Origin of the sequence: Acrocarpospora pleiomorpha, from assembly GCF_009687885.1 — a bacterium.
In the GTDB taxonomy this organism is placed as follows: Bacteria; Actinomycetota; Actinomycetes; order Streptosporangiales; family Streptosporangiaceae; genus Acrocarpospora; species Acrocarpospora pleiomorpha.
This window is the reverse complement of the sequence record NZ_BLAF01000123.1, coordinates 1-14,725: the sequence shown is the minus strand read 5'-3', so window position 1 is coordinate 14,725 and position 14,725 is coordinate 1. Positions and strand designations below refer to the sequence as shown.

Sequence of the window (14,725 nt, the reverse complement as noted above, 5' to 3'; positions counted from 1 at the left end):
CATCGGGACGTCGTATGCGAGCCTGTGCGACCCTGCATAGAACAGGAAGCTGGTCACCTCGACCGCGCGTTCTCCCGCGTAGATCGTGCGCGACAGCTCCACAAACTGGAGTGCCTGGGAGCAAGGCGAGGGTCTCGGTTTCCCGCAGGGTGGGCATACGCGCTACGAAGACTTCCCTGGCTTCCGTCAGTGGCCTGGCCAGTACGGCGTGAACACCGCCCGGAATGGCCTCATGACGCGCGGTCCGCGTCCCCTGCACCTGGTCGGCGACGAAGTAGGAGTCGGCTGATTGGGCGGGGTCGCCATCGCTGGCTTCAGTGGTCAACAGTGAGACACTCCCACCACCACGAAACGGGCAAACCCGCAGGTCAAAGCGGTTGTAGCAGGTCAAACCAGGATCTAATGGCCGTCCCCAAACATGGCTGGGGAGTACTCACCTACCGGCGGCTACCCGGCACCAAGTCTGCCCAAAGGCAAACCTGATAGCCCTGATTAGGGCTGGGTGGAACTATCGCTAGTTGACCTGGGCGAGGTTTGGGGTTGGTGGGGCGGTGCTGAGGGCGCGGGAGACCTCGTCGGTGGGGGTGGCGCCGCGGACGGAGAGCCAGGCCAGGTTGTAGCGGGTCTGGAAGGTGACCAGGCGTTGGGCGTCGAGCAGGGTCAGGTCGCGCGGGTCGGCCAGTAGGGGGGTGAGGCCCATGCGTCGCCAGCTGGCGCGCTCGCCCGTGCCGAGGGCCCAGCCCAGTTGGGCGTGGGTGCTGCGGGCGGCGAGCAGGAGGCGGCGGACGTTGCGGGCTGAGCCGGGCTCGAATGGGACCAGCAGGTTGACTGTGCTGATCTCGGCTCCGGCCTGGCGGGTTTGGTAGAGCATCGTGCGGTCTTGGGGGGTCAGGCCCAGCGTGGAGGCGGGCAGGGTGAAGGTGACCGCGAGTGGGCGGCCCCGTTGCCGGGACTCGCGCTGGAGCCGGGCGATGGCCGTGGCGCGGCGGGTGGTGGTGGCGGGGTCGGTGGAGTCGTGCACCTCGAAGTCGAGGCCGGCCGGGTGGTAGGTGGCGATCACGTTGCGGTAGGCGGCCAGTAGGAGGTCCGGATCGGTGCAGGTGGCGGAGAGTTCCCGGCCCTCGGGCCCGCCGAAGGCCAGCCCGGCGTCGCCGCCCTCGGCGCGGAGTCGGTTGAGGCCGCCGACCAGCGGGTTGGGGGTGGGCATGGCCTGCCCGCCCCAGGTCGGCGTGCAGGCGGCGCTGACACCCGAGCTGATGTGGCCGAGCGTGTAGGTGGTCACCCCGGTCCTGCGGGCCGCGTCGGGCAGGTTGAAGGCGGGGTCGCGGACCGCGTCCACGAACGCCACGTAGGCGGGAGCCCGGGGCGCGGGCGCGGCGGCGGCCGGGGGCGGGGAGCCCGCCACTACAGCTGGCTGGGCTGAGAGGAGCGACGCCGGGGTTTCCGCCGAGGTCAGCGCCCGGCCCGGGAGCAGCCAGAGGGCTGTCGCCGTGCCGCTGATCAGGGTGAGCGTGGCCAGCACGAGTACGGACCTGGGCGGGGTTCCCGCCGGTCTGGCATGCCGTGCCGTCTCCATGTTTCCACCACCGAGCGTCGTCGTCTGACTACATTCCGCGCACGAAAGTTGAACCCTAGCAACCCCCAAAGAGGCGGGTGGGGATAATGGGGAGATGAAGTTGAGGATCTTCACCGAACCCCAGCAGGGCGCCACGTACGACGATCTGCTGGCGGTCGCCCAGGCCGCCGAGCGGCTCGGCTTCGACGCCTTCTTCCGCTCCGACCACTACCAGCGGATCGGCCTCGGCGACCCTGGCCCCGGCTCGACCGACGCCTGGGTGACCCTGGCCGCGCTGGCCCGGGAGACCTCCCGGATCCGGCTGGGCACGATGGTGACCCCGGTGACCTTCCGGCTGCCCGGGCCGCTGGCCGTCAGCGTGGCCCAGGCCGACCAGATGAGTGGCGGCAGGATCGAGCTCGGCATGGGCGTCGGCTGGTATGACGCGGAGCACTCCGCCTACGGGATCCCGTTCCCGCCGATCGGGCAGCGGTTCGAGATGCTGGAGGAGCAACTCGACATCATCACCGGCCTGTGGGGAGCCGAGAAGGCGTTCTCCTACGCGGGGAAGCACTACCAGGTGAGCGACTCCCCGGCGCTGCCGAAGCCGGTCCAGCGCCCGTTGCCGATCATCATTGGCGGCGGGGGCGCCCGCCGCACGCCCCGGCTGGCGGCGACCTTCGCGACCGAGTACAACATCCCGTTCCGGAATCTGGAAGAGACCGGCGAGGCGTTCCACCGGGTGCGCGCGGCCTGCGACCTGGCAGGCCGGTCGATCATCCTGTCCGCGGCGCAGACCGTCTGCGTGGGCGCGAACGAGGCCGAGTACGTCCGGCGGGCCACCGCCATCGGCGAAGAGCCCGGCGCCCTGCGCGCGGCCGGTCTGGCGGGCACCCCCGCCGAGGTCCTCGAAAAGATCAGCCAGTTCCGCGAGCTGGGCGCGGAACGCCTGTACCTGCAGTTCCTCGACCTGAGCGACCTCGACCACCTCGAACTGATCGCGTCCGAACTCCTGCCGCACGTTTAACCCGGCAAGCGAACCCGGCAGGCAAGCCCGGCAAGTGAACCCGGCAGGCAAGCCCGGCAAGCGAACCTGGCAAGCGAACTCGGCAAGCAAGCCCGGCGAGTAAACTCGGCGAGCTTGCCGGACAATTACGGCAAACTTGCCTATGTGTTGCTGACGATCTCCACCACTCATCGCCCGGCCACGGACCTTGGGTTTCTCCTGCACAAACATCCGGACAAAGTGCAGGAGTTTTCCCAATCCTTCGGGACGGCCCAGGTCTTCTACCCGGAGGCGGGCGATGAGCGGTGCACGGCGGCGCTCCTGCTGGACGTCGACCCGGTCCGGCTGGTCCGTTCGCGGGGCGCCTCCTCGCCGGACTTCTCGCTCGGCCAGTACGTCAACGACCGCCCGTACGCCGCGTCGTCGCTGCTGGCCTCGGCGATGGCCGAGGTGTTCAGGACCGCGCGGGCGGGCCGCTGCGCCGCCCGTCCCGAGCTGCCCGAGCAGGCCATCCCGCTGGAGATCTCCCTGCCCGCGCTGCCCTGCCGCGGCGGCGGCGTCGAGCTCGCCCACCGGCTGTTCGAGCCGCTCGGCTGGCAGGTGGAGGCGGCAGCCGTACCGCTCGATGACGGGTTCCCCGAATGGGGAAATTCCCGATATGTAGGGCTTACGCTGCGCGGTGAAGTCCGTCTCGCGGACGCCCTCAACCATCTGTACGTGCTGCTCCCCGTGCTCGACGACGCCAAGCACTACTGGGTGGCCAGCGACGAGGTCGACAAGCTCATCCGCGCGGGCGAGGGCTGGCTGGCCGCGCACCCCGACCGGGGACTGATCACCCGCCGCTACCTCAACCGGCGCACCGCCCTGACCCGCGCGGCCCTGGCCCGGCTGGCCGAGGTCGGCGACGACCTCGAAGACGCCCTGGAGCCCCCGATCGAGGAAGAGACGGCCGAGGCGACCACCGAGGCTCTGGCCGAGGCGATGCCAGACGGGGAAGCAGCCGAAGGGCTGGCCAAGGAGCCCGGCGGCGAACCGACGGGGGAGCCCGACCGGCCGACGCCGCTGAATGTGCTGCGCCGGGAGGCGGTGCTGGCCGCGCTGGACGAGGTCGGCGCCAGGACGGTGATCGATCTCGGCTGCGGCTCGGGACAGCTGGTCAACGCCCTGCTCGCGAACAAGACCTTCACGAAGATCGCCGGAGTAGACGTCTCCGCGCACGCGCTGACCCTGGCCGCGCGCAAGCTCAAGCTGGACCGTATGTCCGACGCCAGACGCGCCAGGCTGGACCTGTTCCAGGGTTCGCTCACCTATGGCGACAGCCGTTTCGCGGGCTACGACGCCGCCGTTCTGATGGAGGTGGTCGAGCACCTCGACCCACCCCGCCTGCCCGCCCTCGAGCGGGTCGTCTTCGGCGGCGCCAAGCCGGCCCACGTGATCGTCACCACCCCGAACGCCGAATACAACGTGCGCTACGAGACCCTCACCGGCATGCGCCACCCCGATCACCGCTTCGAGTGGACCCGCGCCGAGTTCCGTCACTGGGCCACCGCCGTCGCCGCCCGGTACGGCTACCAGGTCGACTACCGCCCGGTCGGCGACGACGACCCCGAACTCGGCCCGCCCACCCAGATGGCGATCTTCACCGCGGGAGGCGGCGATGTCTGACCAGACGCCCAACGAGCACACGCCCAACGAGCACACGCCCAACAAGCAGGCGCTCAACGACCAGACGCTCAACGAGCAAGCGCCCGAGCAGCCCACCCCCCGCCAGATCGGCGTGCCCGCCATGTCGCTGATCGTGCTGGTCGGCGTCTCCGGCAGCGGTAAGTCCACGTTCGCCCGCAAACACTTCCACCCCACCCAGGTGATCTCCTCCGACTTCTGCCGGGGCCTGGTCGCCGACGACGAGAACGACCAGTCGGCCACCCCGGACGCCTTCGACGTCCTGCACTACATCGTCGGCACCCGGCTCAGGCGCGGCCTGCTCACCGTGGTCGACGCCACCAGCGTGCAGTTCCAGGCCCGCCAGCAGCTGGTCGCCCTGGCCAAGGCGCACAACGTCCTGGTGGACGCGATCGTGCTGGACGTGCCCGAGGAGGTGGCGATCGAGCGGAACTCCACCCGCCCCGACCGCGACTTCGGCCCGCACGTGATCACCCGCCAGCGCAAGGACCTGCGGCGCTCGCTCGGCAAGATCTCCCGGGACGGCTTCCGCCGGGTGCACGTGCTGCGCGGCGACGAGATCGACAACGTCACGATCACCCTCGAACCCGCCTGGACCGACCTCAAGCACCTGACCGGCCCCTTCGACATCATCGGCGACGTGCACGGCTGCGCGTCCGAGCTGGAGACCCTGCTCACCACGCTCGGTTATGTGGACGGCAGGCATCCGCAGGGCCGTACCGCCGTGTTCGTGGGCGATCTGGTCGACCGGGGGCCGGACACGCCGGGCGTGCTGCGCCGGGTCATGGGCATGGTCGAGGCCGGTACGGCGCTGTGCGTCTGCGGCAACCACGAGCAGAAGCTGGTGCGCGCCCTGAACGGCCGCAAGGTCAGGATCGCGCACGGCCTGGAGGAGTCGCTGGCCCAGCTGGCCGAGGCCGACCCCGCCTTCGTCGCCGCCGCCAAGACGTTCATGGACGGCCTGATCAGCCACTACCAGCTCGACGACGGCAAACTGGTCGTCGCCCACGCCGGGCTCAAGGAGCCCTTCCACGGCCGCGCCTCCGCCCGGGTCCGCGCCTTCGCCCTGTACGGCGACACCACCGGCGAAACCGACGAGTACGGCCTGCCCGTCCGCTACCCCTGGGCCGAGGACTACCGCGGCCGCGCCATGGTCGTCTACGGCCACACCCCCACCACCGAGCCCGAATGGATCAACAACACGATCTGCCTGGATACCGGCGTCGTCTTCGGCGGAAGCCTGACCGCGCTCCGCTACCCCGAGCGCGAGCTGGTCTCGGTCCCGGCCGAGCAGGTCTGGTACGAGCCGACCCGCCCGCTGGCACCGGCCAGGCAGCGCGACCCGGCCGCCCTCGACATCGGCGACGTGCGCGGGAACCGTTTCGTGGAGACCCGCTTCGCCGGCACGATCCGGGTCAGGGAGGAGAACGCCGCCGCCGCGCTGGAGATCATGAGCAGGTTCGCGGTGGACCCCCGCTGGCTGGTCTACCTGCCGCCGACCATGGCCCCGCCCGAGACCTCGCAGCTGGACGGCTACCTGGAGCACCCGGCGGAGGCGTTCGCCGAGTTCGCCGCCGCCGGGGTCACCCGGGTGGTGTGCGAGGAGAAGCACATGGGCTCCCGGGCGGTCGCCGTCCTGGCCAGAACGCCGGAGGCGGCCGAGAAACGTTTCGGCGTGGCCGACGGCAGCACCGGAATGGTCTACACCCGGACCGGCCGCCCGTTCTTCGACACGCTCACGACCGAGCTGGTGGACGGCCTGCGCGCGGCCGTGGAGCCGCTCTGGGCCGAGCTCGGCACCGACTGGCTGGTGCTGGACGGCGAGCTGCTGCCCTGGTCGGCCAAGGCGGAAAGCCTGATCCGCAGCCAGTACGCCTCGGTCGGCGCCGCCGCCAGGACCGCGCTGCCCGACGTCGTGGCGGCGCTGGAGGCGGCGGCCGGGCGCGGGTTGGATGTGGGTTCGGCATTGGACCGCGCCCGACGCCGCCTCGACAACGCTGCCCGATTCCGGGACGCCTATGCGCGTTACTGCTGGCCGGTCTCCGGCCTGGACGGCGTGCGGTTCGCCCCGTTCCAGATCCTCGCCGCCGAGGGCCAGGCGACCGCCGTACGGCATCCGCATGACTGGCACCTGGACCAGCTGGCCAGGATCGACGCGCCGCTGGTCCAGCCGACCAGGCACGTGTACGTGGATCTCGACTCGGCGGAGTCCCGGCAGCACGCCGTCGACTGGTGGGAGGAGCTGACCTCGGCCGGTGGGGAGGGCATGGTGGTCAAGCCGGTGGAGCGGCCGGAGGGCCGGGTGCAGCCCGGGGTGAAGGTCCGCGGCCGGGAGTACCTGCGGATCATCTACGGCCCCGACTACACCGAGTCCCTGGACGTGCTCCGGCGGCGGTTCCTCGGCCGGAAACGCTCGCTGGCCTTGCGGGAGCACGCGCTCGGTCTGGAGGCGCTGGCCCGGCTGGCGGACGGCGAGCCGCTCTGGCGGGTGCACGAGCCGGTTTTCGCGGTGCTGGCGATGGAGTCGGAACCGGTGGACCCCAGGCTCTGAGCCGCCGCGTCGATCACGCGTCAATATTCGGCCAAGAAAACGGCAAGTTCCGCACGAGACGCTCGCCGCAATTAGCCTTACGATCGGGTCAGGCAACAGAGCGTGAGCGTGCGATCACTCATGAACCAAACGGGTGGCGGTTGGTGGTGGCGGCGACGACGGGGCGGGCCGGTGCCTGGGCCGGGCAGAAAATGGTTCCATTTCCGGCACGACTGGCAGGATGCCGAACGGATCGGCCGTATCCATGTCCAGATCTGTTCGATATGCAATAAAAGCCGCATTCGAATCGACTGAACGTATCTTGGCGTGACTTTCTGTATTCATTGGGCAGATATCGGGACATGGGGGGACCAGCGGTTCGGGGGCGACCCGAACACCTCGGTCATGTCGTGTTCGTGGCAGCGGCGGCGGCCATCGGCGGGTTCCTGTTCGGCTACGACAGCGCTGTGATCAACGGCGCCGTCGTCGGAATCCAGCGGCACTTCCATGTCGGGCCGGTCGAGATCGGGTTCGTGGTGGCGATCGCCCTGCTCGGCTCGGCCGCCGGCGCCTGGTTCGCCGGGCGGATCGCGGACCGCTGGGGGCGGACCAGGACCATGCAGCTGACCGCGGCCCTGTTCGCGGTCAGCTCGATCGGGCAGATGTTACCGACCGCCGTCTGGGACCTGGCGCTCTGGCGGCTGCTGGCCGGGATCGCCATCGGCATGGCGTCGGTGATCGGCCCCGCGTACATCGCCGAGGTCGCCCCGGCCGCCTACCGGGGGCGGCTCGGCTCGTTCCAGCAGCTGGCCATCGTGCTCGGCATCGCGGTGTCCCAGCTGGTCAACTACGGGATCGCGCGGTGGGCCGGGGGCGAGGTGAACAACCCGCTGGGGGGCCTGCAGGCCTGGCAGTGGATGCTGGGCGCGTGCCTGGTCCCGGCCCTGGCCTACCTGGCGTTCGCGCTGATCATCCCCGAGTCGCCCCGATTCCTGATCATGATCGGCCGCGGCGAGCGGGCCCGCGCCGTGCTGCGTGAGGTCGAGGGCGCGCACGCCGACCTGGACCGGCGGCTGGCCGAGATCGAGCGCGTGCTGCGCGCCGAGCGCCTGCCGCGCCTGTCCGACCTGCGCGGGGCACTGCTCGGGCTGCTGCCGATCGTCTGGGTCGGCATCGTCCTGTCGGTCTTCCAGCAGTTCGTCGGCATCAACGTGATCTTCTACTACTCGTCGGTGTTGTGGCAGTCGGTGGGCGTCACCCAGGCCGGCTCGCTGCTGATCAGCTTCTCCAGCTCGATCATCAACATCATCGGCACGTTCATCGCCATCGCCCTGGTGGACCGGATCGGCCGCCGCCCCCTGCTGCTCGCCGGCTCGGCCGGGATGGCCGTCTCGCTGGCCGTCGCGTCCTGGGCGTTCAGCTACGCCCAGGAGGTCGCGGGCCGTGTAACGCTGGCTGGCGTCCCCGGCGCGGCGGCGCTGGTCGCGGCCCACGTCTTCGTGCTGTTCTTCGCGCTGTCGTGGGGTGTGGTCGTCTGGGTGCTGCTGGGGGAGATGTTCCCGAACCGGATCCGGGCCGCCGCGCTCTCCGTCGCCGCCGCGGCGCAGTGGCTCGCGAACTGGCTGGTCACCGTGACGTTTCCGGCGCTGTCGGACTGGAATCTCGCGCTGACCTATCTGGGGTATGCCGCTTTCGCGGTGCTCTCTTTGGTTTTCGTGAGCTTTTTCGTCAGAGAGACCAAGGGGCGCGCGCTTGAGGAGATGGGGTAGCGGGTAGCTCCGCGGCCTGGTCGTACAGGTCGGCGAGCAGGGTCAGGCAGGGTTCGATGATCGCGCGGTCGCCGATCCTGCGCCCGCCGAGGTGGGCGCCGCCCTGGTCGTACAGGATCTCGTACATCAGGTCGCCGGCCGGGATCAGCAGTTCCGGTAAGGGGCGGTCCCGTTCTAGATGGTGTACGGCTTGCGCGTCCAATATCCGGACCTTCTCGCCCGCGCTCGCCCGGGCCGCCAGCACCCGTAACTCCCATTCGAGGTACGGGCTGAGCGGACGTTCGACGATGCGGAGCCGCCGGAGCTCCACGCGCGGGGAGAGGTCGGCCTCGTATTCGGCGGTGGCCGCCTCGATCAGGGCGAGGGCGTGCTCCCAGTCACCCTCGGCCCAGGCCACCCAGCTCTTGGAGTAGGGCTCATAGAAATACTGGGCGCGCTCCAGCTTCCAGAGCACGCCGTCCATCTCCCGGTACACGCCGGAGAAGTCGGCGCTGTAGGTGATCCGGTCCATGGTCACCCCGTCGGCCTCTCGGATCCGCGCGAACGTGTCATCACTCCGGCGTGTCTCTCGCACCGACATGCCTCCTATGCGGTTATCCCGAAGGCGCCGGATTGATCGTTGATTGGCCTCAATAACGCGTCAAGACCCAAATCCCGATATATGGGGAAATCAGTGGTGTGATCGTCGGTGCCTCGCGATCCCGAACACCATCGCGCCCAGCCAGATGACCAGCGCCACCTTGAACACCACGAAAATGGACCCGGTCGCGATCCCGACCACCAGCGCGAACGCCAGGATCATCGGCAGGAACGGGGGCCGCCCCGACCGCCGTCCCGACTGCCGTTGTGCCTCCCAGTGCGCCCGCCGCTCGGCGTGCCGCTGGGCCCTGGCTTGGTGAATGCCGTGGTGAATGCCCTGGTGAATGGCGTGGTGATGGGCGTAGTGGTGCCCCCAGGTGGCCAGATCGCCCCGATAGGCGTACGGCTCACGCCGGGGGAACACCGGATTCGCCGGATCGTCCGGAGCCACCAGGTCGGACAGCACGGTTTTCAGGTCGCCCGCCGTCCGGGCGGTCAGCGTGGTCTCCAGTCGCTCGTCGAGCTCCTCCCGGGTGATCCGGCCCTGCGCGAACGCGTCGTGCAGGGCCTGGGTCACCTGGTCTCGCTCCCGATCCCCGATCCGGAGATCCTTTGGCGCGAACCCGTCAGCGGCCATCGCGGATCACTCCTCGTCCGGGTCGCCGTCGGCCAGCACCTGGTAGAGCTTGCGCCTGGTCTCGGCCAGGATCTGCCTGGCCTGCCGCACCTGGCCGTCCGAGCCGCCCTGGGCGATCTGGAACAGCGCGGAGGCGGCCTGCCGGGACAGGTCGAACAGCTCGTGAACGTCGTCGCCGATGTCCGGCGTCATCTCCTCCCACGGCGCCCGGACCTCCTGCGGGTGGTCGGCGATGTAGGCCTGCCCGGCCTCGGTGAGCTGGAAGGTCTTGCGGCCGTCCACCTCCTGGGCGCGCACCAGACCCTCGTCGGTGAGCTGCTGCAGTGCCGGGTAGACCGCGCCCGGACTCGGCTTCCAGCCGCCCTGGCTGCGCTCGGCGATCTCCTGGATGATCTGGTAGCCGTTGCGCGGCTCCTCCGCCAGCAGCGCCAGGATCGCGGCCCTGACATCCCCGCGCTTGGCCTTACGACCCCGCCCGAAGCCGCCGCCGCGCCCGCCGAACATGAACCCGGGCGGCCCGAAAGGCCCACCGGGCCCGAACCCGCCCCAGCCGTGCCGGTGCCCCCGCTGCCGGTGCTCGTGCGGCCCGTGCTCGTGCGGCCCGTGCCCCTCCGACCGCTGATCGTGCTGCCACGCGGCGGCCATGACCCGCGCGGCGTCCCTCAAGTTCTTGCGCATCTCTCGATGAATCTCCCGGGCGGAGCGCCAAGGCTCGCCCATCGCGTGTGCGGACGTCATGTCCCCTCCTGTCGTGAATGTTCTCGATGCTTCAAAGATATATCGCGAACATTCTAACGCGGCAAGATGTGATGCAGGTCACTGGAAATTCTTCGAGCCTGGGGAACATGCACCGATACCGCACCGTTACAACATTCAGACGGGGTTGTTCTGCTCTGAGAGGGCTGGGGGGTGCTCTTGGAGCGGAACAACCCCGTCTGTGCTTGTGGCCGCGCCTCCGGCACGGCGGGCTTGGCCGCCTTCAGCCTGCGTCTTCCCTCGTCGCTCCGGCCGCTTCGCGACCTGCGTTCCTCAGTCCAGACACAGGCGCGGCCAAGCCGGGACATACGACTAATGGTGCGGAGATTGCCCGCCATGGTTGTCCTGGGCGCCGGGATGGAACGGGCGCGTGACACGCCGGGCGCGTGCGCAAATTTTGTCGGACCTTTGGCGTAGCATCCGGCATCGTGATCTACGCATGATGGGGCATTCGCACGCGCTCAGTGGAGCCGTGGTGTGGCTGGGTGTCGCTCCCGGGTTGGTGGCTTTGCCCGGGGTTGTCGCGCCTGAATTGGCGTCTGTGGTGGGGTCCGCGCTGACTCCCGCGGAGTTGGTGGCGGGGGCACTCATTTGTGCGGGTGCCGCGATGTTGCCTGACCTCGATCATCCGAGTGCGACCATCGCGCAGACGTTCGGGCCGGTGACGTGGGCACTGAGCAAGGCGGTCAACTTCATCAGCGGGGGGCATCGGCATGCCACCCACTCGTTGCTGTTCGCGGTGGGGATGGGGGTGGGGGCGCACTTCCTGGCGCAGAACTATCCGATCGGGCGGGACATCATGGTCGTGCTGGCCATCGGGCTGGCGTTGCGTGCCATCGGGATCGGTGTGCCGGGGAAGAAGCTCACGTCGGCGCTGGTCAACATCGGGCTGACGGCTGGGCTTTTCGCGACCTTCCTCACGTTGGGGGTGCAGTATGCCTGGCTGGGGTTCGCGATCGGGATCGGGTGCCTGGTCCATGTGCTGGGGGATTGCCTGACGGAGCGCGGGTGCCCGGTGCTCTGGCCGATTCCGGGTAAGTGGCTCTTGCCGTACGACATCGGGTTCAAGACCGGGAAGAAGTTCGAGCTGAACATCCTTGCCCCGGTGCTGTCGGTCGCCGTGGTCGTTTTGTTGTTCTTACGCCTGGGTGTTACCAGCGGGTAGCTTGATGTCGAGATATCTTGGTGTCGAGACATCTTCCGCTCTCGTGGTTAGGCGAACCTAACTGACCGGTGTGGTCGGGCGGTGCGGGAAGATGCGAGAGCGACTTAGGACCAGAACCTTTGGGGAGGCGAGACTTCGTGTCCGCGAACAGCTTCGGCAGCCGTGACACGCTGCGCGTCGGCGACGCGTCGTACGAGATCTACCGGCTGGCCGCCGTCGAGGGGTCGCAGCGCCTCCCGTACAGCCTGAAGATCCTGCTGGAGAACCTGCTCCGCACCGAGGACGGCGCGAACATCACCGCCGAGCACATCACCGCGCTCGGCCAGTGGGACCCGTCGGCCGCGCCCAGCGTGGAGATCCAGTTCACCCCGGCCCGCGTGATCATGCAGGACTTCACCGGCGTGCCGTGCGTGGTCGACCTGGCCACCATGCGGGAGGCCGTGCGCGACCTGGGCGGCGACCCGGCCAGGATCAACCCGCTGGCCCCGGCCGAGATGGTCATCGACCACTCGGTCATCGTCGACTACTTCGGCTCCCCGGACGCCTTCGGCCGCAACGTCACCCGGGAGTATGAGCGCAACCACGAGCGCTACCAGTTCCTGCGCTGGGGGCAGACCGCCTTCGACGAGTTCAAGGTGGTGCCGCCCGGCACCGGCATCGTGCACCAGGTCAACATCGAGCACCTGGCCCGGGTCGTGATGATCCGCGACGGCAAGGCCTACCCCGACACCTGCGTCGGCACCGACTCGCACACCACGATGGAGAACGGCATCGGCGTGCTCGGCTGGGGCGTCGGCGGCATCGAGGCCGAGGCCGCCATGCTCGGCCAGCCCATCTCGATGCTGATCCCGCGCGTGGTCGGCTTCAAGCTGACCGGCAAGCTGCCCGCCGGGGCCACCGCCACCGACCTGGTGCTCACCATCACCGAGATGCTGCGCAAGCACGGCGTGGTCGGCAAGTTCGTCGAGTTCTACGGCGAGGGCGTGGCCAGCGTGCCGCTGGCCAACCGGGCCACGATCGGCAACATGAGCCCCGAGTTCGGCTCCACCTGCGCGATCTTCCCGATCGACGGGCAGACCATCGACTACCTCACGCTCACCGGCCGGCCGGCCGAGCAGGTCGCGCTGGTCGAGGCGTATGCCAAGGAGCAGGGTCTCTGGCTGGATCCGGCCGGGCCTGAGCCGGTCTTCTCCGAGTACATCGAGCTCGACCTGGCCACCGTGGTGCCGTCCATCGCCGGGCCGAAGCGGCCGCAGGACCGGATCGCGATCACCGACGCCAAGCGGGCCTGGCGGTCGGCCGTCAAGGACTTCGTGACGGCCGACGCGGCGCTCGACGAGCTCGGGCCGGTCGACGAGGCGTCGGAGGAGTCCTTCCCGGCCTCCGACTCTCCGGCGATCTCGCATGACGGCAACGGCGACCAGCCGCATCCCGCGGCGCTCAACGGGGCGCGGCCGCACCGGAGGGTGCCGGTCACGCTGGCGGACGGGACCTCGTTCGAGATCGACCACGGGGTGGTGACGATCGCGGCGATCACGTCGTGCACCAACACCTCCAACCCGTATGTGATGCTCGGCGCCGCCCTGCTGGCCAGGAACGCGGTCGAGAAGGGGCTGACCCGCAAGCCGTGGGTGAAGACCTCGCTCGCGCCGGGGTCGCAGGTGGTGACCGGATATTTCGAGCGGTCGGGGCTCCAGCCTTACCTGGACAAGATCGGGTTCAACCTGGTCGGGTACGGGTGCACGACCTGCATCGGGAACTCCGGGCCGTTGCCTGAGGAGATCTCGGCGGCCGTTCAGGCCAACGATCTCGCGGTCACGGCCGTGCTGTCGGGGAACCGGAACTTCGAGGGCCGGATCAATCCCGATGTCAAGATGAACTACCTGGCCTCGCCGCCGCTGGTCGTCGCCTACGCGCTGGCGGGGACGATGGACATCGACCTGAACAACGAGCCGCTGGGGAGCGGCGCGGACGGGCAGCCGGTGTTCCTGAAGGACATCTGGCCCGAGCCGGAAGAGGTCGCGCGGGTGGTCGCGGACTCGATCGGGCAGGACATGTTCCTGCGGGACTACGCCGATGTGTTCAAGGGTGACGAGCACTGGCGGTCGCTGCCCATTCCGACGGGGAACACCTTCGAGTGGGATCCGGCGTCCACGTATGTGCGGAAGGCGCCCTACTTCGAGGGCATGCCGGCGACGCCGGAGCCTGTGTCGGATATTTCCGGTGCGCGGGTGCTGGCCAAGCTGGGCGACTCGGTCACCACCGACCACATCTCGCCGGCGGGTTCGATCAAGGTGGGCACTCCGGCGGCCGACTACCTGCGCGAGAACGGCGTCGAGGTCAAGGACTTCAACTCCTACGGCTCGCGCCGGGGCAACCACGAGGTCATGATCCGGGGCACCTTCGCCAACATCCGGCTGCGCAACACGCTGCTGGACGGGGTCGAGGGCGGCTACACCCGCGACTTCACCGTGTGGGGCGGCCCGCAGGCCTTCATCTACGACGCCGCCCAGAACTACCAGGCCGCGGGCGTCCCGCTGGTGGTCCTGGCCGGCAAGGAGTACGGCTCCGGCTCCTCCCGTGACTGGGCCGCCAAGGGCACCGCCCTGCTCGGCGTCCGCGCGGTCATCGCCGAATCCTACGAGCGCATCCACCGGTCGAACCTGATCGGCATGGGCGTGCTCCCACTCCAGTTCCCCGACGGCGAAACCGCCGAAACCCTCGGCCTCACCGGCGAGGAAACCTTCGACATCACCGGCGTCGAGGAACTCAACAAGGGCATGACCCCGACCACGGTCACCGTCACCGCCGGCGACATCACCTTCCAGGCCATCGTCCGCATCGACACCCCCGGCGAAGCCGACTACTACCGCCACGGCGGCATCATGCAATACGTCCTCCGCTCCCTCCTCGCCAAGAACTAACCGAAGATGACAGAACCCCACCGGAACCTCCGGTGGGGCTTCTGTTGCTTACCGGGGTTCTCCCACCCACCCAGCCCGTTGTTTCCCTCCGGGCTCCGCCCGCCCCCGCCATCGCCGTGGT

General features: G+C 69.2%; 10 protein-coding genes. 6 read left to right on the top strand and 4 right to left on the bottom strand.

Going from position 1 to position 14,725, the window contains the following annotated elements:
• Window positions 1-514: 514 nt before the first annotated feature.
• Complete coding sequence (locus Aple_RS50830) at window positions 515-1,576, bottom strand: glycoside hydrolase family 18 protein (protein WP_155352012.1); 1,062 nt, start codon at window positions 1,574-1,576, stop codon at window positions 515-517.
• Between the two features lie 94 nt (window positions 1,577-1,670).
• Here Aple_RS50830 and Aple_RS50825 point away from each other — a divergent pair, with 94 nt between their 5' ends.
• The 4 genes from Aple_RS50825 (at window position 1,671) to Aple_RS50810 (ending at window position 8,543) form a co-directional block, all read left to right on the top strand.
• A complete protein-coding gene (locus Aple_RS50825; RefSeq protein ID WP_155352011.1) occupies window positions 1,671-2,582 on the top strand; it encodes an LLM class F420-dependent oxidoreductase in 912 nt (303 codons plus the stop codon).
• Window positions 2,583-2,726: 144 nt separating this feature from the next.
• Window positions 2,727-4,226 carry a 3' terminal RNA ribose 2'-O-methyltransferase Hen1 gene (locus Aple_RS50820; RefSeq protein WP_155352010.1) on the top strand — a complete coding sequence of 500 codons (1,500 nt, stop codon included), beginning with the start codon at window positions 2,727-2,729 and terminating at the stop codon, window positions 4,224-4,226.
• Entirely contained in the window at window positions 4,219-6,795 is a 2,577-nt protein-coding gene (locus tag Aple_RS50815) for a polynucleotide kinase-phosphatase (protein WP_155352009.1), read from the top strand. Before Aple_RS50820 ends, Aple_RS50815 begins: the two co-directional genes overlap by 8 nt.
• 341 nt (window positions 6,796-7,136) lie before the next feature.
• Window positions 7,137-8,543, top strand: coding sequence for a sugar porter family MFS transporter (locus Aple_RS50810; RefSeq protein ID WP_155352008.1), 1,407 nt, complete (start codon window positions 7,137-7,139; stop codon window positions 8,541-8,543).
• Here Aple_RS50810 and Aple_RS50805 read toward each other — a convergent pair.
• The 3 genes from Aple_RS50805 to Aple_RS50795 form a co-directional block, all read right to left on the bottom strand.
• Complete coding sequence (locus Aple_RS50805; RefSeq protein WP_155352007.1) at window positions 8,503-9,117, bottom strand: DUF6879 family protein; 615 nt, start codon at window positions 9,115-9,117, stop codon at window positions 8,503-8,505. The genes Aple_RS50810 and Aple_RS50805 overlap by 41 nt on opposite strands.
• Window positions 9,118-9,213: 96 nt before the next feature.
• Window positions 9,214-9,759, bottom strand: a complete 546-nt coding sequence (locus Aple_RS50800) for a DUF1707 SHOCT-like domain-containing protein (protein WP_155352006.1) — start codon at window positions 9,757-9,759, stop codon at window positions 9,214-9,216.
• A 6-nt stretch (window positions 9,760-9,765) separates the two neighbouring features.
• Window positions 9,766-10,497, bottom strand: coding sequence for a PadR family transcriptional regulator (locus Aple_RS50795; RefSeq protein WP_155352005.1), 732 nt, complete (start codon window positions 10,495-10,497; stop codon window positions 9,766-9,768).
• Window positions 10,498-10,954: 457 nt separating this feature from the next.
• On the opposite strand from Aple_RS50795, the gene Aple_RS50790 reads away from it, so the two are divergent.
• Window positions 10,955-11,680 carry a metal-dependent hydrolase gene (locus Aple_RS50790; RefSeq protein WP_155352004.1) on the top strand — a complete coding sequence of 242 codons (726 nt, stop codon included), beginning with the start codon at window positions 10,955-10,957 and terminating at the stop codon, window positions 11,678-11,680.
• Window positions 11,681-11,817: 137 nt separating this feature from the next.
• Entirely contained in the window at window positions 11,818-14,604 is a 2,787-nt protein-coding gene (locus tag Aple_RS50785; RefSeq protein WP_155352003.1) for an aconitate hydratase, read from the top strand.
• The last annotated feature ends 121 nt before the right edge of the window (window positions 14,605-14,725 follow it).

Excerpts from the sequence above, each read along its gene's own strand:
- Aple_RS50830 (WP_155352012.1), bottom strand. The coding sequence starts at position 1,576 with ATGGAGACGGCACGGCATGCCAGACCGGCGGGAACCCCGCCCAGGTCC.
- Aple_RS50825 (WP_155352011.1), top strand. The coding sequence starts at position 1,671 with ATGAAGTTGAGGATCTTCACCGAACCCCAGCAGGGCGCCACGTACGAC.
- Aple_RS50815 (WP_155352009.1), top strand. The coding sequence starts at position 4,219 with ATGTCTGACCAGACGCCCAACGAGCACACGCCCAACGAGCACACGCCC.
- Aple_RS50810 (WP_155352008.1), top strand. The coding sequence starts at position 7,137 with ATGGGGGGACCAGCGGTTCGGGGGCGACCCGAACACCTCGGTCATGTC.
- Aple_RS50800 (WP_155352006.1), bottom strand. The coding sequence starts at position 9,759 with ATGGCCGCTGACGGGTTCGCGCCAAAGGATCTCCGGATCGGGGATCGG.
- Aple_RS50795 (WP_155352005.1), bottom strand. The coding sequence starts at position 10,497 with ATGACGTCCGCACACGCGATGGGCGAGCCTTGGCGCTCCGCCCGGGAG.
- Aple_RS50790 (WP_155352004.1), top strand. The coding sequence starts at position 10,955 with ATGATGGGGCATTCGCACGCGCTCAGTGGAGCCGTGGTGTGGCTGGGT.